General features: G+C 61.8%; 20 protein-coding genes. 4 read left to right on the top strand and 16 right to left on the bottom strand.

Annotated features, from left to right (window positions below; all coding sequences use genetic code 11):
* Positions 1-84: 84 nt before the first annotated feature.
* Positions 85-735 (top strand): glutathione S-transferase family protein, encoded by a 651-nt coding sequence (locus AAFN84_RS00515; RefSeq protein ID WP_347512371.1) that lies wholly within the window; start codon positions 85-87, stop codon positions 733-735.
* Between the two features lie 144 nt (positions 736-879).
* On the opposite strand, the gene AAFN84_RS00510 is transcribed toward AAFN84_RS00515, so the two are convergent.
* The 4 genes from AAFN84_RS00510 to AAFN84_RS00495 all read right to left on the bottom strand — a co-directional run bounded on the left by AAFN84_RS00510 (position 880) and on the right by AAFN84_RS00495 (position 4,295).
* Positions 880-2,277, bottom strand: a complete 1,398-nt coding sequence (locus AAFN84_RS00510; RefSeq protein ID WP_347512370.1) for an NAD(P)(+) transhydrogenase (Re/Si-specific) subunit beta — start codon at positions 2,275-2,277, stop codon at positions 880-882.
* A 10-nt stretch (positions 2,278-2,287) separates the two neighbouring features.
* Complete coding sequence (locus AAFN84_RS00505) at positions 2,288-2,710, bottom strand: NAD(P) transhydrogenase subunit alpha (RefSeq protein WP_347512369.1); 423 nt, start codon at positions 2,708-2,710, stop codon at positions 2,288-2,290.
* Entirely contained in the window at positions 2,710-3,972 is a 1,263-nt protein-coding gene (locus AAFN84_RS00500; RefSeq protein ID WP_347512368.1) for a Re/Si-specific NAD(P)(+) transhydrogenase subunit alpha, read from the bottom strand. The genes AAFN84_RS00505 and AAFN84_RS00500 overlap by 1 nt, the downstream gene beginning before the upstream one ends.
* Before the next feature lie 95 nt (positions 3,973-4,067).
* A complete protein-coding gene (locus AAFN84_RS00495) occupies positions 4,068-4,295 on the bottom strand; it encodes an aa3-type cytochrome c oxidase subunit IV (protein ID WP_347512367.1) in 228 nt (75 codons plus the stop codon).
* A 215-nt stretch (positions 4,296-4,510) separates the two neighbouring features.
* Here AAFN84_RS00495 and AAFN84_RS00490 point away from each other — a divergent pair, with 215 nt between their 5' ends.
* A complete protein-coding gene (locus AAFN84_RS00490) occupies positions 4,511-5,152 on the top strand; it encodes a hypothetical protein (protein WP_347512366.1) in 642 nt (213 codons plus the stop codon).
* 3 nt (positions 5,153-5,155) lie between these two features.
* Here AAFN84_RS00490 and AAFN84_RS00485 read toward each other — a convergent pair whose 3' ends face one another.
* The 11 genes from AAFN84_RS00485 to AAFN84_RS00435 form a co-directional block, all read right to left on the bottom strand.
* Complete coding sequence (locus AAFN84_RS00485) at positions 5,156-5,989, bottom strand: ABC transporter ATP-binding protein (RefSeq protein WP_347512365.1); 834 nt, start codon at positions 5,987-5,989, stop codon at positions 5,156-5,158.
* Between the two features lie 61 nt (positions 5,990-6,050).
* Positions 6,051-7,364, bottom strand: a complete 1,314-nt coding sequence (locus tag AAFN84_RS00480) for an ABC transporter substrate-binding protein (protein WP_347512364.1) — start codon at positions 7,362-7,364, stop codon at positions 6,051-6,053.
* Between the two features lie 51 nt (positions 7,365-7,415).
* The gene (locus AAFN84_RS00475; RefSeq protein WP_347512363.1) at positions 7,416-8,492 is read right to left on the bottom strand and encodes a branched-chain amino acid ABC transporter permease; all 1,077 of its coding nucleotides are present in this window, start codon (positions 8,490-8,492) and stop codon (positions 7,416-7,418) included.
* Positions 8,493-8,502: 10 nt separating this feature from the next.
* The gene (locus AAFN84_RS00470) at positions 8,503-9,462 is read right to left on the bottom strand and encodes a branched-chain amino acid ABC transporter permease (protein WP_347512362.1); all 960 of its coding nucleotides are present in this window, start codon (positions 9,460-9,462) and stop codon (positions 8,503-8,505) included.
* 37 nt (positions 9,463-9,499) lie between these two features.
* Positions 9,500-9,649: a DUF3096 domain-containing protein gene (locus tag AAFN84_RS00465; RefSeq protein ID WP_347513755.1), complete on the bottom strand. Its 150-nt coding sequence runs from the start codon at positions 9,647-9,649 to the stop codon at positions 9,500-9,502.
* A gap of 9 nt (positions 9,650-9,658) precedes the next feature.
* Complete coding sequence (locus AAFN84_RS00460; RefSeq protein WP_347512361.1) at positions 9,659-10,480, bottom strand: ABC transporter ATP-binding protein; 822 nt, start codon at positions 10,478-10,480, stop codon at positions 9,659-9,661.
* Positions 10,477-12,453, bottom strand: coding sequence for an AMP-binding protein (locus tag AAFN84_RS00455; protein ID WP_347512360.1), 1,977 nt, complete (start codon positions 12,451-12,453; stop codon positions 10,477-10,479). The genes AAFN84_RS00460 and AAFN84_RS00455 overlap by 4 nt, the downstream gene beginning before the upstream one ends.
* Before the next feature lie 251 nt (positions 12,454-12,704).
* Positions 12,705-13,379, bottom strand: coding sequence for a Crp/Fnr family transcriptional regulator (locus AAFN84_RS00450; protein ID WP_347512359.1), 675 nt, complete (start codon positions 13,377-13,379; stop codon positions 12,705-12,707).
* Positions 13,380-13,472: 93 nt separating this feature from the next.
* Positions 13,473-14,063, bottom strand: a complete 591-nt coding sequence (locus tag AAFN84_RS00445) for a hypothetical protein (protein ID WP_347512358.1) — start codon at positions 14,061-14,063, stop codon at positions 13,473-13,475.
* Between the two features lie 364 nt (positions 14,064-14,427).
* Positions 14,428-16,740, bottom strand: coding sequence for an EAL domain-containing protein (locus tag AAFN84_RS00440; RefSeq protein WP_347512357.1), 2,313 nt, complete (start codon positions 16,738-16,740; stop codon positions 14,428-14,430).
* 94 nt (positions 16,741-16,834) lie between these two features.
* Positions 16,835-20,308: an indolepyruvate ferredoxin oxidoreductase family protein gene (locus AAFN84_RS00435; RefSeq protein WP_347512356.1), complete on the bottom strand. Its 3,474-nt coding sequence runs from the start codon at positions 20,306-20,308 to the stop codon at positions 16,835-16,837.
* Between the two features lie 420 nt (positions 20,309-20,728).
* Here AAFN84_RS00435 and AAFN84_RS00430 point away from each other — a divergent pair, with 420 nt between their 5' ends.
* A complete protein-coding gene (locus tag AAFN84_RS00430) occupies positions 20,729-21,286 on the top strand; it encodes a TRAP transporter small permease subunit (protein ID WP_347512355.1) in 558 nt (185 codons plus the stop codon).
* The gene (locus tag AAFN84_RS00425; RefSeq protein WP_347512354.1) at positions 21,286-22,677 is read left to right on the top strand and encodes a TRAP transporter large permease subunit; all 1,392 of its coding nucleotides are present in this window, start codon (positions 21,286-21,288) and stop codon (positions 22,675-22,677) included. The genes AAFN84_RS00430 and AAFN84_RS00425 overlap by 1 nt, the downstream gene beginning before the upstream one ends.
* 73 nt (positions 22,678-22,750) lie before the next feature.
* Here AAFN84_RS00425 and AAFN84_RS00420 read toward each other — a convergent pair whose 3' ends face one another.
* Positions 22,751-23,848 (bottom strand): TRAP transporter substrate-binding protein, encoded by a 1,098-nt coding sequence (locus AAFN84_RS00420; protein WP_347512353.1) that lies wholly within the window; start codon positions 23,846-23,848, stop codon positions 22,751-22,753.
* Positions 23,849-23,984 lie beyond the last annotated feature (136 nt).

Here is a 23,984-nt window from a genome sequence, read left to right as displayed (position 1 = left end):
TCTGGATGACAATACGCCGTTCAGGTCACTGCAGAAGCGATTCATTTCTGATTTGGCGGAACGACCCTGAGTGGAGATGCCGAGATGCCCGAACAGGTGACGATCTGGACCTACGACTGGGTGCCGGAGGGGCCCCGGGGTTTCGTGCGCGACATGCGACTGAGATGGGCGTGCGAGGAAGCCGGATTCGAATACTCCGTCCGCACTGTGCCTTTCGACGATCGGGGCCCCGACCATCTTGCGCGCCAGCCATTCGGCCAGGTCCCGTTCCTGAGCGATGGCGAGCTCGAGATGTTTGAGAGCGGAGCGGGGCTGCTGCATCTCGCCCGAAAAAGCGAAAAGCTGATGCCACGCGATCCTGTCGGAGAAGCCGAGACGCTGCAGTGGACGATCGCTGCGCTCAATTCGATTGAGATGGTTTCAGTACCCTGGTGGCTTTTGGAAGTGACCGGCGCCGAGAAGAACAATCTGACCGGCTGGCTGGAAAGCCGCCTCGACCACATGGAGCGCGTCTTGAGCGAACGGCAATGGCTTGCCGCTGACAGGTTTACAGTCGCAGACCTGCTGATGGCCGACGTTCTCCGCGTGGCGAAAGTTCGGTCGTTCGGTGATCGCAAGGCGGCGGAAGCCTATGTGGCGCGGGTCACACAACGCCCCGCCTTCAAGAAGGCCCACGCCGATCAGATGGCGCACTTCGCCGCCGCGGATGCGGCCAGAAGCCAGAACCGGAAATAACAGAACTGGATTTCTTGCAACTCTGCTGGTTGCGGCGAAGAGGCTGGGCCGAATTGGACCATCCCGAAAAAAAGAGGCCCCGAAAGTCGGTCGCTCAACGCCGCGATCGAATTTCGGGGCCTTGGTCTTCGGCAAGACGTGACTTTAGTGGTCCATCGCCTTGACGATCTCCTCGGTCATCTTCTTGGCGTCGCCCAGAAGCATCATCGTCCCGTCCTTGTAGAACAACGTGTTGTCGATGCCGGCATAGCCGGAACCGAGCGAACGCTTGACGAACAGGCAGGTGCGCGCCTTGTCGACGTCGAGGATCGGCATCCCGTAGATCGGCGATGATTTGTCGTCGCGCGCCGACGGATTGGTCACGTCATTTGCGCCGATGACATAGGCCACATCGGCTTGTGCGAACTCGGAGTTGATGTCCTCGAGCTCGAAGACCTCGTCATATGGCACGTTGGCCTCGGCCAGCAGCACGTTCATGTGGCCGGGCATGCGGCCAGCGACAGGATGGATCGCGTATTTCACCTCGACGCCCGCCGCCTTGAGCTTGTCGGCCATTTCGCGAAGCGCATGCTGCGCCTGCGCCACCGCCATCCCGTAGCCGGGCACGATGATGACCTTCTGGGCATTCATCATCAGGTAGGCCGCATCGTCCGCAGAACCCTGCTTGACGGTACGCTCGATGCCGTCATCGGCCACGGCGGCGGTCTCGCCGCCGAACCCGCCGAGGATCACCGAGATGAAGGAGCGGTTCATGCCCTTGCACATGATGTAGCTGAGGATTGCACCCGACGAGCCCACCAGCGCGCCGGTGATGATCAGCGCCAGATTGCCGAGCGTGAAGCCGAGTGCCGCAGCCGCCCAACCCGAATAAGAGTTGAGCATCGATACCACGACCGGCATGTCGGCGCCGCCGATCGGAATGATCAGCAGCACGCCGAGCAGGAGCGATAGCGCCACGATCAGCCAGAAGATGGTGGTCGACTGGGTCGACACCATCATGACGACGAGCACGACGAGCGCGATCGCGACGCCGGCATTGAGGATGTGGCGCGCGGGCAGCAGGATCGGCTTGCCAGACATGCGGCCGTCGAGCTTGAGGAAGGCGATGATCGAACCGGTGAAGGTCACCGCGCCGATGGCAACGCCAAGGCTCATCTCGATGATCGCCTGGGTGTGAATATGGCCGACCATGCCGATGCCGAAGCTTTCAGGCGCGTAGACGGCGGCGGCGGCCACGAGGACTGCTGCAAGACCGACCAGAGAGTGGAAGGCTGCAACAAGCTGCGGCATCGACGTCATGGCAATGCGCCGCGCGATAACCGCACCGGCACCGCCGCCAACTGCGAGACCGGCGATGATGAGCACCAGCCCACCGAACGACGGCACCGCCAGCGCCAGCGTCGTGACGATGGCGATCGTCATGCCGATCATGCCGTAGACATTGCCCTGCCGGCTCGTCGTGGGATGCGACAGGCCACGCAGCGCCATGATGAACAGCACGCCGGATACCAGATAGAGGAAGGAGGCGAAGTTCTCGCTCATAAGTCAGGCCTCACTTCTCTTTTTTCTTGTACATCGCCAGCATGCGCTGGGTGACCAGAAAGCCGCCGAAGATGTTGACCGAAGCCAGCACCAGAGCGACGAAGCCGAAACCCGTGGCGGCTCCCGATGCCGAGATGCCGACCGCCAGCAGCGCGCCGACGACGATCACCGACGAGATCGCGTTGGTCACGGCCATGAGCGGCGTATGCAACGCAGGCGTCACCGACCAGACCACGTAATAGCCGACGAAGATCGCCAGCACGAAGATCGCAAACCGGAAAACGAAGGGGTCGACGCCGCTTGCAGCACCGGCGCCGGCGGCAACCGCGTCGGCGACCGCTTCGACCTGCTCTTCCTGGAAGGCGAGACGTACGGCCGCGGCTGCCTGCTCGAGTTGCTCGATCGCTTGCGCGAGCGCGGTTTTCTCTTCCATCATGCCCCTCCCTTGGGCTTTGCAGCCGTAGATTTCCGGGCAGCCGGCTTTCTTGGCTGCTTCGCCTTTGCAGGCGCTGCGGGTTTCTGGGCCACCGCCGGCTCCTGCTGCACGGCGGCATCTTGCTGTGCATTGGCGAAGGCAGGGTGAATGACCTTGCCGCCATGGGTGAGCAGCGTCGCCTTGACCAGTTCCTCGTCCGGATTGACGGAAACCGTCTTGGTCTCCTTGTCGACCATCGTCTCGAGGAATGCGAACAGGTTCCTGGCGTAGAGCAGGGACGCGGAGGCAGCCACCCGCCCCTGCACATTGAGGTGACCGACGATCTTGACGCCGTTGGCGGTCGTGATCACGCTGCCGGGGACGGCGCCCTCGACATTGCCGCCGCGTTCGACGGCAAGGTCGATTATCACCGAACCCGCCTTCATCGCTGCGACCATGGCGGCCGAGATCAGCTTTGGCGCCGGCCTGCCCGGGATCAGCGCCGTGGTGATGACGATGTCCTGCTTGGCGATATGATCAGCCGTCAACGCCGCCTGCTTCGCCTGATATTCCTTCGACATCTCCTTGGCGTAACCGCCGGCGGTTTCGGCTGCCTTGAACTCCTCGTCTTCCACGGCAACGAACTTGGCACCTAGCGAAGCGACCTGTTCCTTGGCGGCGGGACGGACGTCGGTCGCGGTCACAACCGCACCGAGACGACGCGCCGTCGCGATGGCCTGGAGACCGGCAACGCCCGCCCCCATGACGAACACCTTTGCCGCCGGCACGGTGCCGGCCGCCGTCATCATCATTGGCAGCGCGCGGTCATATTCGGCCGCGGCGTCGATGACTGCCTGGTATCCGGCAAGGTTGGCTTGAGAGGACAGGATGTCCATCGACTGCGCGCGCGTGATGCGTGGCATGAATTCCATGGCGAAGGCGGAGACGCCGGCCTTGGCCATTGCGGCCACCGCGGCATCGTTGCCGTAGGGGTCCATGGTAGCCAGCACCAGGGCGCCGGTTTTGTAGCCCTTCAGTTCCGCATCGCTGGGACGACGCACCTTCAGGATCACGTCGGCCTTGGCGGCATCCGCCGCCTTGCCGATGGTGGCGCCGGCGGCTGCGAAGTCGGCATCGAGAATCCGCGAGGCAGCGCCCGCATCCTTTTCGACCACTACCGTGAAACCCAGACCCGCGAGCCGTTTCACCGTATCAGGAGAAGCCGCGACGCGCGGTTCCGCTGCGTCAATCTCCTTCGGCACGAATATCGTCTGTCCCAACGGCAAAATCCTTTCGTATGGAACCTCACTCCCGACACACCGAAAGCCCGCAATGCGGGCCCTGGATGATCAGTGCTCGACGCGAACGTGAAACGTCAGCGAAGCAGGTAAGCGCCGACCAGGTTGATCAGCACGAAGAGGATGAACGCGGAGAAAAAGCCGGCGCTTGTGAAAAAGCCGAAAGCCATCGCGATCAGTAGCGCGACTGTCGAGAGCGTGACGTATTTGCTGAGCCCGATGAAGAGCGAATACGTCTTCTCGTGCTCCTGATAGTCCATTTCGGCGCCCAGTTCGACCGGACCGGTCGGAGTATTGTCAGCCATCGTCGGAATCCCCTCCGGAAAACTCTGCTGCGCTGATAGCGAAATCGAGCCGCGAGGGCAATGGCAGTATTGTCGCGGCATATGGAAGCCGATCACAAAACGGGCCATCGCTTCCGTCAAAAAACGTGATTGGGCAGCGCGCGCGCTGGCTGATAACGCAATGCAACCGATTGAGATGATCGGTGACCACCGTCCATGTCGTCCGGAAGCGACCGATGCGTATTCAACGGCTCCTTGCCGCCACAGCCGCGTTGACGGCTATTTGCCTGTCCGCAGCGCGCGCCGACGAGCGCCCGCTGATCTGGGAATTGGCGAAGGTGTCCGATTCGTCCTACGCGGCGCGGCTCGGCAGCAGGCTTCCCACACCGATCGAATCACGCATTGGGGCGGAGTTCCATCTTCGTGGCCCCGATCCACGCAGTTTCGACGATCCCATAGCGCTGTGGGGGTCGCTCCAACTGGCCGAGCGAAGCAAGCCCGGTGACATTCGCACGACGAGCCTGGATGCATCTGTCGAAGGAGCCGAAGGCAATCGCCGTCTTGCATTGACCAACAGCTTCACGTTCAGCCTGTCATCATTCGACGCAGAGCTGCGCCAGGAACTGGCGATCGACTATCAGCCCCAGGGCGACCGGCAGCCGCATGTGCAGGAACTGCAAAGCATTCACTTTGCCCTGCCGCGCGCGCGTACCGAGTTCCATGCCACCGCCACGCGCAGGGACCGGCAGAAATGGGTGACGACAATCGCCGTCAAACAACCGCTACTCGACGGCATCGAGCTTTCGGCGACGCTGGAGAAGCCGCGTTCAAAAGCGCGCAAGGGATATCTTCGCGCGACCTACAGCTACAATTGGTAATGCTCAGGCCAGCCAGCGCTTGCGACGCTTGTAGTGCTTGACCTCCTTGAAGGAGCGTCGCCCTTCGCCGCCAACGCCGAGGTAAAATTCCTTGACGTCTTCGTTCTCGCGCAATGCGCTCGCTTCACCGTCGAGCACGATGCGCCCGGATTCCAGGATATAGCCATACTTGGCATAACGCAGGGCGATATTGGTGTTCTGCTCCGCAAGCAGGAAAGAGACGCCCTGCTCCTCGTTGAGCTTCCTCACTATCTCAAAGATTTCCTCCACCAGTTGCGGCGCAAGTCCCATGGAAGGCTCGTCGAGCAGGATCATCTTAGGACGGCTCATCAGTGCCCGACCGATGGCCGTCATCTGCTGTTCGCCGCCCGACGTGTAGCCGGCCTGACTGCTCCGCCGCACCTTGAGGCGGGGGAAGTACTCGTAGACCAGGTCGAGGTCTGCGCGGATCGCGGCATTGCCGTCGCGACGCGTATAGGCGCCGGTCATCAGATTGTCCTCGACCGAGAGATGGCCGAAGCAATGCCGCCCTTCCATCACCTGGATGCAGCCGCGACGCACCAGCTCGTTGGGCGACAGGGACTGGACCTGGTCGCCCTCGAAGACGATCGTGCCCTTCGTCACCTCTCCGCGCTCGGCGTGCAGCAGGTTGGAGATCGCCTTGAGCGTCGTCGTCTTGCCGGCACCATTGGCACCCAGCAGCGCAGTGATTCCGCCGCGCGGCACAGACAGCGACACGCCCTTGAGCACCAGTATGACGTGATCGTAGATCACTTCGATGCTGTTGACCGAAAGGATGTTGTCGGCGGCGTCAGGCTTGGGGGCTGGATCGCTCATCATATCTCCGGCGGGGCAAGGCCCCTCCCCGTTTCCGGGAAGGGGTAATAGACGCCCAGCTTCACATGCTGCATTCGTCGTTCATCGGCCAGGGAGCATTGGCCGCGGCGTATTTCGCCGCCTCTTCCTCGACCAGCGGATCGATCAGCTCACGGTCGGCGCTCAGCAGGTCGGAGACCTTGACGAACTCCTCACCGTTCCACTCCACCATCCACGCGCCGGCATTGCCGGTATGGTTGGCGCAAGTGGTCTTGAGCGGCCCCATCATGCCTTCGACGCCGAGCTCCTTGAGACGCGCCTCATCCATGTTGACGTTTTCCAGACCCCAGCGAAGCTGTTCCTGGTCGATGGTCGGCGTGCCGGCATGGTCCTGTGCCGCGCGAACGGCCTCCGCCAGGATCACCGACATGAGCACGCCGCGCTGGTAGGCCATGCTGTCGAATTCGCCACTTGCCTGGTCGATTTGCGATTTTCCGGCGTCAACGACATGCTTCTTGATGTCCTGCATGACTGGCGCGTTCGAATCGGTGAAGTTCCAGCTCAGCGCGCGGTAGCCCTTGCCGTCAGCTCCCACGAGCTTCAGGTCGGGATTGTGCGCGCCCCACCAGACGCTGACGAACTGCTCCATGGGATAGCGCGTCTTGACCGCCTCTGTGATCGCGCCGGCATTCATCGCACCCCAGCCCCACATGATGACATAGTCGGGACGCTCGCGGCGGATCTGCAGCCACTGTGCGGACTGGTTCTGCATCTCCGTCAGGCCGACCGGGATCGGCAGGAAGGCGAAGCCGTGCTGTTCCGAGAGCTTTTCGAAGAGCGGAATCGGCTCCTTGCCATAGGGGTGATCGAGATGCAGGAACGCGATCTTCTTGCCGTTCATGCTGTCGAGATCGCCTTCGGAAAGCGCGTTCATGATCATCGAGGCGCCATCCCAGTAGGAGGTCGGCGCATTGAAGGCCCATTTGAACGTCTTGCCGTCCTGCATGGCCGAGAAGCCGTAGCTCGGGCCGTAGAGCGGAATTTCATCGACGTTTGTGCGTGGCAGAACCTGCAGTGTGATGCCGGTCGACCATGGTTGGGTGACGAGCGCTCCGTCCGCTTTGAGCCGTTCGTAACACTCGACGCCCTTCTCGGTATTGTAGGCGGTTTCGCATTCGTCGAACGCGATGCGGACACCGTTGATGCCGCCGTCGCGCTCGTTAAGCATCGTCATGTAGTCGAGCTGCCCGTTCTGGTGCGGCGTGCCCGTCGCGGCGAACGGCCCCGTGCGATAGGACATGTTCGGCAGGTTGAGCGTGTCCTGCGCTGCGGCGGGCAGGCACAGCCCTGCCAGGATGGTCGCCGAAAGCAGTGCATTGGCAATCAGTTTTTTCATTCTCTCCTCCATTGGGCCTGGTTGCCCAGACCTTCCTCCATTGCATCCCGTTCAGTGCGGGAATGGCCAGATGATCAGCTTCTCCCGCGCCACCGCCCAGAACCGTGCCAGGCCATGCGGCTCGAGGATCAGGAACAGTATGATGAGAGCACCGATGCTCATGATGTTGAGGTGATCGACGGTCGCCGGCGTCAGCGGCAGCCCGAGTGCCGCCGGAACGCCGCTGATGATCACCGGCAGCGCCACGATCAGGATCGCGCCAAGATAGTTGCCGAGGATCGACCCGAGGCCGCCGATGATGGCGATGAAAAGCACGCGGAAGGACAGCGGAATGTCGAAAAGATTCGCTTCCGCCGCACCGCGCCAGAGGAAGACGAACAGCGCGCCGGCCACGCCGACGATGTAGGACGAGACGAAGAACGCCAGCAGCTTCGCCTTCATGAGGTTGATCCCGACCAGTTCGGCCGCGATGTCCATGTCGCGAACGGCCTTCCACTGGCGGCCGATGCGCCCCCGCGTCAGATTGATCGCCGCGATCGTGATCAGCGTCACCATGACGAGGACGAAGAAATACTGGTTGATGGCCGGCGCGGTCGGGCCGGCGAAATCGATGCCGAGAATGCTGATATTGGGCACCTGGATCGCGCCGGACGCAGAGTAATTGTAGAGCCACCCCCACTTCTGGAAGAGCCAGACAAGGAAGAACTGCGCCGCGAGCGTCGCGATGGCGAGGTAGAACCCCTTGATCCGAAGCGACGGCAGTCCGAACATCACGCCCACCGATGCCGAGACGAAGCCGGACATCAGGATCGCGACGAACAGGTTGAGTTCGGGAAAGATCGTCATCAGCTTGTAGCACGCATAGGCGCCGACGCCCATGAACGCGCCGGTGCCAAGCGAGAGCTGGCCCGCATAGCCGGTCAATATGTTGAGGCCGAGCGCCGCCAGCGAATAGATCAGCACCGGGATCAGCAAGGCGCGGAACACGAACTCGTTCGCGGTCAGCGGAAACACGACGAAGGCGAGCACCAGGATGAAGCCCAGCAGCCACGCATCCTGCCTGACGGGAAAGAGGGCGAAGTCGGCTTGGTAGCTGGTCTTGAACTGGCCGGCGACACGATAAAGCATGGACCGTTCCTCACACGCGCTCGATGATCTTTTCGCCGAAAAGGCCCTGCGGCCGGAACAGCAGCACCATCAGCGCGAAGACGTAGGCGAACCAGCTCTCGGTATTGCCACCGAGCAGCGGCTGGCCCCAGTAGATCTCGAACAGCTTCTCCAGGATGCCGATCGCAAGTCCGCCGATGATCGCCCCGGACACGGATTCCAGCCCGCCGAGCATCAACACCGGCAGGGCCTTGTAGGCGATGACTTCCAGTGCGAACGACACACCGGCGCGCGCGCCCCAGGCGATGCCCGTCATCAACGCGACCACGCCGGCGATGAACCAGACCAGCACCCAGATGGTGGACAGCGAAATGCCGACCGAAAGGGCCGCCTGATGGTCGTCGCCGAGCGCGCGGATGGCACGCCCCATCTTCGATTTGTTGAGGAAGACCAGCAGCGCGACGACCAGGACGACCGCACCGACCACTGCCGTGACGTCCTTCTGCTCAAGCAGCAGGAACCCGCCGAACGGCTCGAAGGCGAAGCTGCCGGTGGGGATGCCGAGTTCCTCGGTGATCATCCGCTTGTTCTCGCCGCCGAAGATGATCTCGCCAAGGCCCACGAGGAACAGTGTGATGCCGATCGTCGCCATGAACAGGATGATGTCCGGCTGGTTCACCAACGGCCGGAGCACGAGCCTCTCGATACTCATCGCCAGCACATACATCACGACGAGGGTAAGCGGCACGGCCAGCAGCGCAGGTACCCCACTGGCGTGAAAGCCGATCAGCGTGAGGGCGGCGAAGACCACCATGATGCCTTGCGCGAAATTGAAGATGCGCGAGGATTTGAAGATAAGCACGAAGCCGAGCGCGATCAGCGAATAGAGGACGCCGGACACTGCTCCCTCCCAAAGCACCTGAAGCAGGAAGTCCGGCGCAGCGGCCATGTCCACGAAGGGCTTGATCAGGATCGAATGCAGAAAGTCCATGCTCCGGCGTCCCCCTATGCTTGAGCCGATCCGGCGATCAGCCGGCCAGTTGCGGGAACAGCCCGACGAGACCGATGATGATCAGGTAGATCGCCACGATGTAGTTGAGCAGGCGCGGTACGATGAGAATGAGCACGCCGGCGATCAGCGAGATCAGTGGTGTAAGCGGTACGAATTCCATGATGATTCCTTTCCATCAGTGAGGCACGCCAAGATAGGCATCGATAACGGCTTTGTCGCTCTTCACCTGATCCGGCTCTCCGTCGGCAATCTTTTTGCCGTAGTCGAGAACGACGACGCGATCCGAAAGGTCCATCACCACGCCCATGTCATGTTCGATGAGTGCGATGGTCGTGCCCCGCTGCTGGTTCACGTCGATGATGAAGCGGCTCATGTCCTCTTTTTCTTCGAGGTTCATGCCGGCCATCGGCTCATCGAGGAGCAGCAGGGACGGCTCCATCGCCAACGCCCGGCCGAGTTCGACGCGCTTCTGCAGTCCGTAGGGAAGCTTGCCCACCGGCGTGCGCCGGATGTGCTCGATCTCCAGGAAATCGATGATTTCCTCCACCTTCTCGCGATGCTCGATCTCCTCGCGCAGCGCCGGGCCGTGCCAAAGCATCTGCCAGAGAATGTTCCGGTGCATGTGCACCGAGCGGCCCGCCATGATGTTCTCCAGGGTCGTCATTCCCTTGAAGAGAGCGACGTTCTGGAACGTGCGGGCGATGCCCTGCTTGACCGCATGGTGCGGCTTCATCGCACGGCGTCGCTTGCCACGGAACGTGATGATGCCCTGCTGCGGCGTGTAGAAGCCGTTGATGACGTTCAGCATCGACGTCTTGCCGGCGCCGTTGGGGCCGATGATCGCACGAATCTCACCCTTGCGGATATCGAAGGAGATGTCGGTGATCGCCTTGACGCCGCCAAAGGCCAGCGAGACGTTGTCGACCTTGAGAAGCACGTCGCCACTGGCGATACCGTCATCCGTCGCAAACCGGTCGGGAGCCATATGCTGGGTCATTCGGCCGCCTCTCGCAGCAAGCCACCGCCCGCGCCGTGCACCTGGGCGTCAACGATCCTGACCGTGGCGCTGATCTTGCCCTTGCGGCCGTCCTCGAACGTCACCTCCGTGGAAACGAACCTTTCGGTGGAGCCGTCGTAAAGCGCCTCGATGAGGTCCGCGTAGCGTTCTGCGACGAACGACCGGCGCACCTTCTGGGTTCTGGTCAGTTCGCCATCGTCGGCATCGAGTTCCTTGTGAAGGATCAGGAACCGCTTGATCTGGGCACCGGCCATCATCGGCTCCTTGGCGAGCCGGCGGTTGGTCTCGTCGACGTTCCTGGCGATCATCTCGTAGACCTGCCGATGGCCCGCCAGTTCTTGGTAGGAGGCATAGGAGATGTTGTTGCGCTCCGCCCAATTGCCGACTGCCGTCAGGTCGATGTTGAGAAATGCGGCGGCGAAGTCCCTTCCGTGACCGAAGGCCACGGCCTCCTTTATGTTCGGGAAGAACTTCAGCATGTTCTCGATGTATTTCGGCGCGAACAGCGAGCCGTCGGTGAGTTTCCCGACATCCTTGGCGCGATCGATGATCTTGAGCTGGCCGTCGCTGTCGAAGAAGCCGGCGTCGCCGGTCATCACATAGCCGTCCTCGGTCAGCGCCTCAGCCGTCTTCTCCTCTTCCTTGTAGTAGCCGGTGAACATGCCTGGCGATCGGAACTGGACCTCTCCATTGTCGGCGATCCTGATGTCGACATTGGGCGCCGCGGGGCCGACCGTGTCGGACCGCACGTGGCCGTCCTTTTGCACCGTCACGTACAGAAAGGCCTCAGTCTGGCCGTAGAGCTGCTTGAGATTGATGCCGAGCGACCGGAAGAACGAGAACAGGTCGGAGCCGATGGCCTCACCGGCGGTATAGGCGACGCGTATGTTCGACATGCCGAGCACGTTCTTCAAAGGCCCATAGAGCAGAATTTCCCCGATGGCATAGGCAAGCCGCCCGGTAAACGGCACGGGGCGTTTTTCCAGGATCGCCTGGCCGTGCTTGCGCGCGACCTCAATGAAGTGCCGGAAGATCCACTTCTTGAGCCGGCCCGCATCCTCCATGCGAATCGTGACGCTGGTCAGCAGACCCTCGAAGACGCGGGGCGGCGCGAAATAGAAAGTCGGCCCGATCTCGCGCAGGTCCTGCGGCACCGTCTGCTGGCTTTCCGGGCAGTTCATGCAGAAGCCGGAAATGTAGCCTTGCGCATAATTGAGGTAATGGTCGCCGACCCACGCGAGCGGCAGATAGGCGAGAACGCTGTCCTTTTCGGTGAGACTGTCGAACTGGACTGTGTCGACGGCCGCCGAGACCGCAGCCTTACCGGTGATCATCACACCCTTGGAGCGGCCGGTGGTGCCGGACGTGTAGAGCATGATCGACACGTCGTCGCCGCTGCCCTCGCCGATGGCGTTTTCCCAGCGCGTGGTTCGGTCCGGATCTGCCGACATGGCGGCGCGACCGGCTTCCTGCACCTCGGTGAACGCCCGCAGCCCCTCTTTCGGATAGTCGATAAGCCCACGCGGCTCGTCGTAGATCAACTCCGTCAGCGCCGGAATTGTATCCTTGAAGGTACGCAATTTGTCGACCTGCTCCTGGTCCTGAACGATTGCGAAGCGGACGCCGGCGTGGTCGAGCACATAGGCCATCTCCTCGGCAACCGCATCCGCATAGACGGGCACCGGCACGCCCCCCAGCGACTGTACCGCCGCGAAGGTCCAGTACAGGCGCGGCCGGTTTGCGCCGACCACGGCAACCTTGTCGCCACGCGCAAAGCCGAGCTCCTCGAGCCCGACGGCGAATGCGCGGATTTCATCGAGCTGTTCCGCCCAGCTCCAGCTTTGCCATATGCCATGGTCCTTGTGGCGCATGGCGGGGCGATCGCGAAAGCGCTGCGCATTGAGCAGCAGATATTTCGGAAACGTGTCGAGCGAGGTCGCAGCTTGCGCCAAAACCCGTTCCTCCCATCAGGCGTTTTTCGCCCTTGTTTCCGGCCAGGCACCTCCTGCCCCGCCGGAATTCCTATAAGTCGGGCAAGTTTCCATCAATTCGCAGCGGCAAGCAACACGCCGCTTGACAGACACGCCGCCAGATTGTCTTTTCAATGGGCATCGGTGTACGCACTGATTTCCCCAATATTTCACGACTTGCGACGCGCGATTGATCGCGCCCATGCCATTGGCGAGAATGAGGTTATGCAGGCTCAGGCGTCGTAGGCCACGAGCGCCGGAATATCGAGCGGCGTGATGCGGGCGTGCTCCACCTTGAGCAGTCCCTCTTCCTCGAGTTCCTGAAGGCTACGATTGACCACCTGCCGCGACACGCCAGCCAGGAGCGCCAGTTCTTCCTGGGTGATCTCGATCGATGGTCCCGCCTTCGGATACAGGACCTTGTTGAAGAACCAAGACAGGTTTCGTGCCACGCGGGCCCGCGGCGCGAGAATACGGTCATATTCGATGGTGGCGATGAATTGCCCCATGCGCTCGTTGAGCGCGCGCACCAGGTAGCGATTGAAGCCGCGGCTGTTCTCGTAAAGCCACATGAATGTCGGGCGGGACATCATCGCCAGCCGCGAATCGCGCAGTGCCACAAGATCGTAGCGGCGCGGCTCGTCCTTGAGGACCGACCCCTCACCGAACCAGCCACCGTCGGTTGCACCTGCAAAGGTCATTGCCTTGCCGTCACGCGAGATAGCGCTGATCTTGACGAGCCCGGTAACCACCCCGGTCCAATGATCGAGCCGGTCGCCGCGGTGGCAGACATAAGCCCCCTTCGCGAATGGCCGCTCGACAAGGCCACGACTGGCCCTCTCCAATTCGTCTTCGGTCAGTTCCTCCGCCCAGATGGCTGTGCGGGCAATGTCTTCTCGTGTGACCATCGAACCTCGTCGCGGTCGCTCCTTCCCCGGCGCCGCCTTCGTAAGGCTTATGAACGCGCCTCGGGCGAAAGACAAGAACGCCGCGGGGCAGCGTCAGGCGGCGTGCAGCATGTATCGCGCAGTCGGCAGGATCGTCAGCGGGGCCGGTTCGCCCTTGCCTGTCTGGCCGAACATCATCCGCCGCTCCATCGGCGTCGACCGGAAGAAGGGAAAGCGAACGAAGGAGCGCAGTTTGATGGCCTGGACATCGGCCTGATAGAGCTGGACCTGATAGTTGAGGCCGGGATAATCGCGCAACTCGCCGATCTGCTCCGAGTAGTAGATGCGCTTGTAGAAGCCCGCATGGTCCGGCCTGATGGTCGACAGGCAATACGGCGCACCGAAGTGGAAGCATGCCATGCCGGCCAGACGCAGCGTGATGTACGGGATCTGCGGATAAACCTTCGACCATTCGGGATCGGCGGCGAACCTGCTTGGATCGATGAAGGATTCGCCAGCAGCCAGCCTCGGCATGAGAACGTCGGGATAGACGTTGAACGATGGAGAAGTCGGCAGATCAGCCGACACGTGGTGCATGCGCAAGGTGCTGACGAGAACACCATCGATATAGACACCGAAGCGGTAGCAGTTGGACAGGTCGTCGAGATCGTCGTGCACCGTGCGGGAAAAATTTTCCGGCACCATATCCGTACGCCGATAGGATTTGTATCGAAGCCGATAGATATTCTCGATGTCTTCACCGCTCTCGCAGCGCCTATACTCGGTCCGCTCCAATATCGAGAAGATGTTATTGACGAAGGAAGATTGAGTGGTTGTCGAATTTTCTTGTTCGGAATCGCTGCGACTCAAACCCGCCGCCCCGAGCAGCGAGGATACCTTGCCTGACATAACGCGCTCCTCGTACCTGTACTACTCCGCCGAGAACAGGTTAACGCAGAGACCGAAGGAGTAAAGGCGAAAATGCAAAGCCCCCCATTAACCCAAAGTTAACCTTAACAAATGGTTAAGTACGCGACGCGGCGCTGGAAGGCGCTGAAGCCGTGCGAAATCAGGCGTTTGAACGGGTCGTGGAAGCGCTGATCTGCTGCGCGAAGGGCCATGTCATGTTGGACATGGTTTCTATGCCGGAGGCCGTGAGGGCCGATCCGAACAGGAACCCCTGGACGAGGTCGGGCTTGACGTCGAGCGCCAGGATCTTGAGTTGCTCGAAGGTCTCGACCCCTTCGATGGTCACCGCCAGGCCAAGCGGGCGCGACAGGTTGACGATGCCGCGCAGCAGCTCGAGCGAGCGCGGGCTGCGGGTCACGTCATTCAGGAAGGAACGGTCGATCTTGACCTTGTCGAGCGGCAGCGTGTGGAGATAGCTGAGGCTGGAATAGCCGGTCCCGAAGTCATCAAGCGCGATGCGCACGCCCTGTGACTTGATCTTCTCGATATATTCGCGCGTCTGCGACTTGTCGTCGAGCAGCGCGGTCTCGGTCACCTCGATCTCGAGCCGGCCGGGTGCGAGTTCGGAGCGCTCGAGCGCAGTGCGGATTTTCCCCATGATGTCGTCATTGCGAAAATCCTTGGCCGACAGGTTGACCGAGACCCCGATCGGCTCCGGCCACTTGGCGCATTCGAGCGTCGCGGCATCGAGCATGAACGTGGTGATCTCGGAGATGATCCCCATCTCTTCGGCCAGCGGAATGAAGACCGCCGGCGAAATCGGACCGATCTCCGGATGGTCCCAACGGCACAGCGCCTCGCAACTGGATATCCTCATCGTCTCCATCGAGACGATCGGCTGGTAGACGACCCTAAGCGCACGTGACTCGACGGCCTGGCGCAGGTCAGCTTTCATGACCTGCCGGTTGCGGAAGGCCTGGTCCATCACCGCCTCGAACAGCTTCCAGCCGTTCTTGCCGTCTTCCTTGGCCTTGTAGAGCGCGAGGTCGGCCCGCACGATCATCGCGTCCACATCCGCGCTGCCGGCGGTAGTCAGCACCGCACCAGCGCTTGCCTGGATACGAAGCGCGTGTCCGGCGACGTCGACGTCGCCGTTCAGTTCCCGGAAAATGCCGTCGAGCACGCCAGCGAAGCAATCAGGCTCGCGCACGTCGTTGAAGAATATCATGAACTCATCGCCGCCGAAGCGGCTTATCTTGACATCCTCATGGCCGAAACGATTGAGCCTTTCGGCCACCGCATAGATCAGGCCGTCCCCGACGGGATGGCCGAGCGTGTCGTTGACGCTCTTGAAGTCGTCGAGATCGAAGATCGCCAGCGCGACATGACGCGTCTTGTCGCCGCCCGACACATGCTCGGAAACCAGCTCGTGAAAATAGGCCCGGTTGGGAAGGCCGGTGAGGCTGTCATAGCGCGCCATGAAGCGGATGCGTTCTTCCGCCTCGATGCGTGCCGTCACCTCGTCGAAGGTGATGACGCCAAGTTCGTCGTGTCCTTCGCGCGCGGAAAACTCGAAATAACGCCCGTTGCCAAGTTGCAGCAGAACCTTGCGATCCCGGCCTTCCCGCAGTGCGCGCGTAAGCTGCGCTTCGGCGTAGCGCGAGTCCTTGAGGCTGAGCAGCCCGCCAGCGACACCGCGCATCAGCAGACCGCGCAGGGTGCGACCCAGCAGCCGTTCCGGCTTGCGCACCTGCATCAGCGCCGCCGCTTCCGCATTCGCCACGACGACCTTGCCCTCCGGGCTCAGCATGATCAGTCCCGAGCGCATCGTGTTGAGCGCGCGATCGAAGCGCTGGGCGAGGCGATTGGCCTTCTTCTCCTCCCAAAGCGCGGCGAACAGGACCTCGCGCACATTGTCGGCAAACTTCCGGATGGCGAAGAAGAACGGGATCGACAGCAGGCCGAGGATGACGTGGAACATGTCTCCACGCATGATGAGACCCACGGAGATCGGCCAGGTCATCGTCATGATGAACACCATCACCATGCGCGGCGAACCGTAGTTTCGCCCAGCAATGGACGTCGCCGATGCAAGCGTCACGCAAATGGCGGCGATCTCTCCGAAATAATCGTGCGACCAGTAGATCGTCAGGAAACAGAACAGGCCCAGCATAAACCCGTGAAGAGCCCCGTAGGTCAGGTAGATCCGTTCGCGCTCTTCGGCTTCCCGGCGATTTGCGGGCGACGGCGCCCTCGCCCACTTCCTCACGCTGCGCAAGCGCACCAGGGCAACGACGGCCATGGAGAGTGCGAGAGCGAGATAGATTGAATCTCGCGTGTTCAGATAGACGAGGACGATCAGAAGAATTTGCGCGACAAAGCCTACCGCGAGCGTGGTGCTGTCGCGGAACAGTGTCTGGACGAACGGTATGTAGATGTCGAGCGGGAGCTCGTTGTTCTTTCTGGTCGGCATACCGATGAACCGTTTGCGGTCCCTAGGGATGCCAGACCTCCATTAAGAAACACTTATGGAGGCCAAAACAGCCTGTTAGGGGCATCTTCACATACTACTCCGCAGCCTTCAGCGTGTTGTCGGCGACAGGCTCGTCGAGACGCGCCAGCAGCCGGGCGCGCTCCTGCGCCGCCTTCGCCGCATTGGCGTGCTTGACGTGCCCGAAACCACGGATCAGCGACGGCACCGACGCAAGCGCGGCCGCCGCGTCGATGCGTCCGGGCGCCAGCGCGATTGCTATCCTGTCGAGGTCCGCCTCGTACACGTCGAGCAGCCGCCTCTCCATGCGGCGCTCGGCAGTGTAGCCGAAGACGTCGAACGGCGTGCCGCGAACTCCTCGCAGCGCCGCCAGAACCGAAAACGCCTTCAGCATCCACGGTCCGAATTTCGACTTGCGCGCCTTGCCATCCGGCCCCTTGCGCCCAAGGATCGGCGGCGCGAGGTGGAATTCCAGGCTGTCCCAGCCCTGGAACTGGGCTGCGAGCTGCCTGCTGAACGACCCGTCGGTGTACAAACGGGCCACCTCGTATTCGTCCTTGATCGCCATCAGCTTGAACAGGTTGCGCGCCACTGCCTCGCTCACTGCCGTCGAGCCAGGCACCGCACTTTGCTCCGCATCGCGGATCGAGGCGACGCGCTTCAGGTATCGCGCAGCGTAAGCTTCATTCTGGTAGGCGGTGAGAAACTCCGCCCGGCGTTCGATGATATCGTCCAACGTCTGCGAGGGAGCGGGCGGCAACGTGCGGGCGCTATCGACCAGACTGGTAACGAACTGCGGATCATGTGCCGCGCGGCGCCCCCAACGGAGCGCGGCGATGTTCATCGCCACGGCCTGGCCGTTCAATTCGATCGCCTTCTCCACAGCGTCCGCCGAAAGCGGCAGCCCGCCATGCTGATAGGCAAAGCCGAGCATGAACATGTTGGCGCCCAGTGAATTGCCGAACAAGGTAGCCGCTGCCTGCGTTGCATCGACGAAATGTGCCTTGTCCTCACCGGCAGCGCTCCGGATCGCCTTCTTGAGGCGCTCGGTGGGCAGCGAGAAGTCCGCCGAGCGCGCAAAGTCGCCCGGCATGACCTCTGCCGTATTGACGACGAACACGGTCTCTCCCTCGCGAACGGCCGACAGGACTTTCTTGTTGCCAGAGACCACGAGGTCGCAGCCGAGGATAAGGTCTGCCTTGCCGGCGGAAATGCGGATGGCATGGATATCTTCCGGCGCTGGCGCGATGCGCACGTGGCTGAACACCGCACCGCCCTTCTGGGCCAGGCCGGCCATGTCGATCATGCCGCAGCCCTTGCCTTCGACATGGGCCGCCATGCCGAGAATAGCCCCGATCGTCACGACGCCCGTGCCACCGATGCCGTCGATGATCGCCGACCATCCGGCCTCATCAAGCGAGTATGGCTCAGGTTGCGGCACGCCCTCCAGGGGGTCGACGGCGCCGGCAGCGCCCTCCGCCTTGCGCAACTTGGCGCCATGGACGGTGACGAAGGACGGGCAGAAGCCGTTGAGGCAGGAGAAATCCTTGTTGCAAGAAGACTGGTCGATCCGTCGCTTGCGGCCGAATTCGGTCTCGACAGGCTGGACGGAGACGCAGTTCGAGGCGACGCCGCAATCGCCACAGCCTTCGCAGACCAGTTCGTTGATGATCACCCGTCGGTCGGGATCAGGAAACGTGCCGCGCTTGCGCCGGCGGCGCTTTTCGGCGGCGCATGTCTGGTCATAGAGCAGGACGGAAACGCCCTTCACCTGCCGCAACTCGCGCTGTACGGCGTCCAGGTCGTCGCGATGATCGATGCTGGCGCCCGCGGGAAACGCAACCTTGCCGGCATACTTTTCCGGCTCGTCGGTGACGATGGCGATCCTGTCGACACCTTCGGCCCTCACCTGTGCGGCGATCATGTCGACGGTGAGGCTGCCTTCGTGCGGCTGGCCGCCGGTCATCGCCACGGCGTCGTTGTAGAGGATCTTGTAGGTGATGTTGGCCTTGCTCGCGAGCGCGAAGCGGATCGCAAGCGACCCTGAATGATTGTAGGTGCCGTCGCCGAGATTCTGGAAGATGTGATCCCGCTTTGTGAACGGCGCCTGGCCGATCCACTGGGCGCCTTCGCCGCCCATCGCGGTGAAGCCGACGGTTGAGCGATCCATCCAGAGGGCCATGAAATGACAGCCGATACCGGCTGCCGCGATCGACCCCTCCGGAACTTTTGTGGAAGAATTGTGCGGGCATCCGGAACAGAAATAGGGCGTGCGCGATGCGACATCCCGCGTATCCGCCAGCATCGCCTGGAACTGCCGCAGGCGCGAGACCCGCGCTGCGATCTCTTCGGAATGGCCGATCGTGGCGAGAATCCGCTCGCCGAGCGCGATGGCGATCTCGTTCGGGTCCAGAGCACCGGCGGCCTGGAAAAGCGCCGCTCCCCTCTCGTCCTTCTTGCCGACGATGACTGGCTGGTTGGCCCGGCCATAGAGATGCTCGCGAAACTGCGTCTCGATCAGCGAGCGCTTCTCCTCCACGACGATGATCGTCTCCAGGCCCTGAGCGAACGCGGCGATATGTTCATAGTCCAGCGGCCAGGGACAGGCGATCTTGAAAAGCCGTATGCCGATGCGATCGGCCTCCGCCTCGCCTATCCCGATGTCCTCCAGCGCCTGGCGGACATCGAGGTAGCTCTTGCCGATCGTGACGATCCCCAGCTTCGGGCGCGCACCGCCGGAATAGACGATACGGTTGAGCCCGTTGGCGCGGATGAACGCGGCGGCGGCGGCGCGCTTGTAGTCGTGAAGCCGCTGTTCCTGGCCGAACTGGTCGAGTTCGTGCCGTATGTTCAGCCCGCCGGGGGGCATGTCGAATTCCGGAAGAACGATGTCGAGACGTTCGAGCGACGCATCGACCGAGGCCGTCGATTCGATGTTGTCCTTCACGCATTTGATCGCGGACCACGTTCCCGCGAAACGCGACAATGCAAAACCGTAGAGGCCGTGGTCGATCAGTTCCTGTACACCGGCCGGGTTGAAGATCGGCACCATCGCGTCGACGAAGGCGAACTCGGTGGCATGTGCGTTGGTCGACGATTCCGCGGTGTGGTCGTCACCCATCAGCGCGAGGACGCCGCCATGCTTCGACGTACCCGCGAGATTGGCGTGGCGAAAGACGTCGCCGGTGCGGTCGACACCGGGCCCCTTGCCGTACCAGACGGAGAACACGCCGTCGTGCTTCCCCTCGCCCATCAGTTCAGCTTGCTGTGTGCCCCAGCATGCCGTGGCTGCGAGTTCCTCGTTCAGGCCCGGCTGGAAGACGATGTTCGCGTCCTCCAGTTCTCGCCGTGCCTTCCAGAGTTGCTGGTCAAGCCCGCCGAGGGGAGAGCCGCGATATCCTGAAATGAAGCCGGCAGTGGACAACCCCGCCCGGCGGTCGCGTTCGCGCTGCATCATCAGCATGCGCACGACGGCCTGGGCACCGGAAACGAAGATGCGCTCCCTTGAAAGATCGAACTTGTCGCCGAGCGCGACCTCGTGCAGCGTCATCGCCATTCTCCTCGCGGGTAGCCATGACGGGGATGCCCACCGTGGCTTGCCTGGGAGTGCAGTGTTGTGATGCCGGCGGGCCGCGTCAAACAAAATCCTCCCACTGCATTTAAACGACGCATCGCGCGGCTAAAAATGTCGCTATCGCGAGCACAGCCGAAACATTATTGCCGGAAAGACGCCGTCATGACTGTGCGGCAAGGGGAAAACCCCGTAGTCTTTCTTTCCAATCCTCGTGCAAGCTGCTATCGGCCTTGCGACTCGGTCGTGACAGGTCAGAACAAACTGACGCCGGCTCGGGGCATAAGGGAAGTGGCCCACTCGTGCCACTGTGGAGGAGTAGGGATTGCCGCCGGGCGAATGGGCCTTTCATTCGCTGACTGCTTTCTCGATCGGAAAGGCAACCGAGAACCAACCATTATGAGCTTTCTTGGCATAATCATTCGCGTGATCAACGCGATAAATCGACTCGTCGGCAACGTCTTCTCGTGGCTTTCGCTCGCCATCGTGATCGTCTGCTTCGCCGTGGTGGTGCAGCGCTATGCCTTGTCCACGACCCGCCTCTGGATGCAGGACCTCTACGTCTGGCTGAACGGCGCGATGTTCACGGCCGTCGCCGGCTTTGCCTTGCTGCGCAACGACCACGTGCGCGTCGACATCTTCTACAGGCCGGCATCGATCAGGACCAAGGCGGTAATCGACCTTATCGGCGTGGTCGCCTTCCTGATGCCGTTCGCCTGGGTGGTCACGACCTACGGCTGGAGCTTCGTGGCGCGTTCGTGGCGGCTCTACGAAGGGTCGGCGAATATCGGCGGCATGCCTGGACTGTTCATTCTCAAGAGTTTCATCCTGGTCTTCGTTTTCGTCATCGTCATACAGGGTATCTCGATGCTGGCGCGCTCCATCCTGGTGCTGGCCGACAGGGAAGACCTTGTTCCCGTGGACTATCGATACGAATACCAGCAGGAGTCCCATTGATGGATCCCGTTCTTCTCGGCGAGATATTCTCTGGCCTGATGTTCTTCGGGATCATCGGCTTCCTCATGCTGGGCTTTCCGGTCGCATTCACGCTGGCCGGCGTGTCGCTCATGTTTGGCGCCGTCGGCCTCTGGTTCGGCGTTTTCGATCCTTCGAATTTCGGCGCACTGGCAAACCGCTACATCGGCTTCATGACCAATGAGGTTCTGGTGGCGGTGCCCCTGTTCATCTTCATGGGCGTGATGCTCGAACGCTCGAAGATCGCCGAGCAGTTGCTTCTGACGATGGGCAAGCTCTTCGGCAACATGCGCGGCGGCCTCGGCATGTCGGTCATCATCGTTGGTGCACTGCTTGCTGCATCTACCGGCGTGGTTGGCGCGACCGTGGTGACCATGGGACTGATCTCCCTGCCTGCGATGTTGCGGGCCGGCTACGATCCGAAGCTTGCCACTGGCGTTATCTGCGCCTCGGGCACGCTCGGCCAGATCATCCCGCCATCCACCGTACTGATCTTCATGGGCGACATGCTGTCGGGCATCAATGCACAGGTGCAGATGGCCAAGGGCAACTTCGCACCGGTTCCGGTCTCGGTCGGAGACCTGTTTGCCGGCGCCATCCTGCCGGGCATGCTGCTCGTCGGCCTCTATCTGCTGTGGATGGTCTTCAAGGCAATTACCGATCCCAAGTCGTGCCCGGCGACGCCGGTTCCTGAAGACGAGAAGAAGGACCTTGCCCGGGAGGTGTTCGTGGCGCTCGTGCCGCCGCTGCTTCTGATTGCGGCCGTGCTCGGATCGATCCTCGGCGGCATCGCGACGCCCACCGAAGCTGCTTCGGTCGGGGCGATCGGCGCGATGGTGCTCGCCGCGCTGCGCTGGCGTCTGTCATTCTCCATCCTGCGCGAAGCGGCGATCTCCACCGCCGCCATCACTTCGATGGTCTTCATCATCCTGTTTGGCGCATCTGTTTTCTCGATCGTCTTCCGCCTCATGGGCGGCGACAATCTGGTTCACGAGTTCCTGTCGGGCCTGCCCGGCGGCGTCACCGGCGCCGTGATCGTCGTCATGGCGATCATGTTCCTGCTCGGTTTCATTCTCGACACCTTCGAGATCATCTTCATCGTCATCCCGATCACCGCGCCGATCCTGCTCGACCTCGGCATCGATCCGGTATGGCTGGGTGTCATGGTCGGCGTGAACCTGCAGACCAGCTTCCTCACGCCGCCCTTTGGCTTCGCGCTCTTCTATCTGCGCGGCGTCGCGCCGAACAATGTCAGCACGGGCATGATCTACCGCGGCGTCATTCCATTCGTCGGCCTGCAAATGGTGGCCCTTGCGATCATGTTCGCCTTCCCGAGCATCGCAACATGGCTTCCGCGCTGGATTTACAGCTAGCGCCACCATCCATGTTGCAACGAAAAAGGCCCGGGAGCGATCCCGGGCCTTTCTGTTTGCGACTGCCGATCGATCAGATCTGGAAGTACTTCTCGCGAGCCTGGATGAAGAGGCTGTCGGTGCCTTCGGTCTTCTGGCGCACGATATTCAGCGCCGATACGAAGCTTTCCGCAGTCTTCTTCGTCAGCGCATCGCTCGACTCCAGCAGCCCTTCGAGAATTTCCTTCGCAGCAGCAGCGCCGGCTTCCAGGATCTCGTCGGGGAACTGATGAACCTGAACGCCGTGATCATTGATGAGCGTCTGCAGCGCGCGCGGATCGTTGGCCGCGAAGTCGGCGGCAACGGCGTCGTATTCCGCCTGGCAGCAATCCTTGACGATCGCCTGAAGGTCGGCCGGCAACGCCTGATACTTGGCCTTGTCGACGACGAGTTCGGTTGCGAGGCCCGGTTCGATGAACGATGGGAAGTAGTAGTTCTTCGCGATCTGGTAGAACCCGAGCGCGAGATCGTTGTAAGGTCCGACGAACTCGGCCGCGTCGAGCGTACCGGACTGCAGAGCCTGGAAGATTTCACCGGCCGCGAGATTCGTCACGGATGCACCAAGCTTCTCCCAAACCTGGCCGCCAAGGCCCGGCGTGCGGAAGCGAAGGCCCTGAACGTCAGCAACGCCGGTAAGTTCGTTACGGAACCAACCGCCTGCCTGCGTACCGGTATCGCCCGACAGGAAACCCTGCACGCCGAACTGGTCGTAAATCTCGTCCCAGATTTCCTGGCCGCCGAGATAGCGGACCCAGCCGGTGAGTTCGCGCGAGGTCATGCCGAACGGCACGCCGGTGAAGAAGGAGAGTGCGGTGCTCTTGTTCTGCCAGTAATAGGCAGCACCGTGGCTCATCTCCGCCGAACCTTCGATGACGGCGTCGAGCGCCTGAAGACCTGGCACCATTTCGCCGGCTGCATAGACCTGGATGGTCAGGCGGCCACCCGAAGCAGCAGTGATACGGTCAGCAAGACGCTGAGCGCCGACACCGAGACCAGGAAAATTCTTCGGCCAAGTGGTGACCATGCGCCAGGTCTGGTTGTCCTGCGCGATTGCGGGTGCGGCGAGCGACGATGCGGCAACCGCGCCTGCGCCGGCGACGCCAGCCTTCTTGAAAAATGAACGACGATCCATCGAGTAAACCTCCCAGATATGGAATTTCAACAGTTCTTGATACAGAACTCGGGATGAACTGCGCTGTAGCAGCACCTACTCCCCCCGAAGCCGGCGGGTATAAATACACGCGAAAGATGCCAAGTCCAGCCAGCGG

The organism is Mesorhizobium sp. CAU 1741 (assembly GCF_039839275.1).
Classification (GTDB): domain Bacteria; phylum Pseudomonadota; class Alphaproteobacteria; order Rhizobiales; family Rhizobiaceae; genus Aerobium.
The sequence above is the reverse complement of the archived record's forward strand: the minus strand, read 5'-3'. Positions and strand labels throughout refer to the sequence as shown.

Coding starts and splice junctions, on each gene's coding strand:
- AAFN84_RS00495 (WP_347512367.1), bottom strand. CDS start 4,295: ATGGCTGACAATACTCCGACCGGTCCGGTCGAACTGGGCGCCGAAATG.
- AAFN84_RS00420 (WP_347512353.1), bottom strand. CDS start 23,848: ATGGATCGTCGTTCATTTTTCAAGAAGGCTGGCGTCGCCGGCGCAGGC.
- AAFN84_RS00505 (WP_347512369.1), bottom strand. CDS start 2,710: ATGGAAGAGAAAACCGCGCTCGCGCAAGCGATCGAGCAACTCGAGCAG.
- AAFN84_RS00430 (WP_347512355.1), top strand. CDS start 20,729: ATGAGCTTTCTTGGCATAATCATTCGCGTGATCAACGCGATAAATCGA.
- AAFN84_RS00470 (WP_347512362.1), bottom strand. CDS start 9,462: ATGGACTTTCTGCATTCGATCCTGATCAAGCCCTTCGTGGACATGGCC.
- AAFN84_RS00460 (WP_347512361.1), bottom strand. CDS start 10,480: ATGACCCAGCATATGGCTCCCGACCGGTTTGCGACGGATGACGGTATC.
- AAFN84_RS00480 (WP_347512364.1), bottom strand. CDS start 7,364: ATGAAAAAACTGATTGCCAATGCACTGCTTTCGGCGACCATCCTGGCA.
- AAFN84_RS00445 (WP_347512358.1), bottom strand. CDS start 14,063: ATGGTGCCGGAAAATTTTTCCCGCACGGTGCACGACGATCTCGACGAC.
- AAFN84_RS00440 (WP_347512357.1), bottom strand. CDS start 16,740: ATGCCGACCAGAAAGAACAACGAGCTCCCGCTCGACATCTACATACCG.
- AAFN84_RS00425 (WP_347512354.1), top strand. CDS start 21,286: ATGGATCCCGTTCTTCTCGGCGAGATATTCTCTGGCCTGATGTTCTTC.
- AAFN84_RS00490 (WP_347512366.1), top strand. CDS start 4,511: ATGCGTATTCAACGGCTCCTTGCCGCCACAGCCGCGTTGACGGCTATT.
- AAFN84_RS00450 (WP_347512359.1), bottom strand. CDS start 13,379: ATGGTCACACGAGAAGACATTGCCCGCACAGCCATCTGGGCGGAGGAA.
- AAFN84_RS00475 (WP_347512363.1), bottom strand. CDS start 8,492: ATGCTTTATCGTGTCGCCGGCCAGTTCAAGACCAGCTACCAAGCCGAC.
- AAFN84_RS00515 (WP_347512371.1), top strand. CDS start 85: ATGCCCGAACAGGTGACGATCTGGACCTACGACTGGGTGCCGGAGGGG.
- AAFN84_RS00435 (WP_347512356.1), bottom strand. CDS start 20,308: ATGACGCTGCACGAGGTCGCGCTCGGCGACAAGTTCGATCTTTCAAGG.
- AAFN84_RS00485 (WP_347512365.1), bottom strand. CDS start 5,989: ATGAGCGATCCAGCCCCCAAGCCTGACGCCGCCGACAACATCCTTTCG.
- AAFN84_RS00510 (WP_347512370.1), bottom strand. CDS start 2,277: ATGAGCGAGAACTTCGCCTCCTTCCTCTATCTGGTATCCGGCGTGCTG.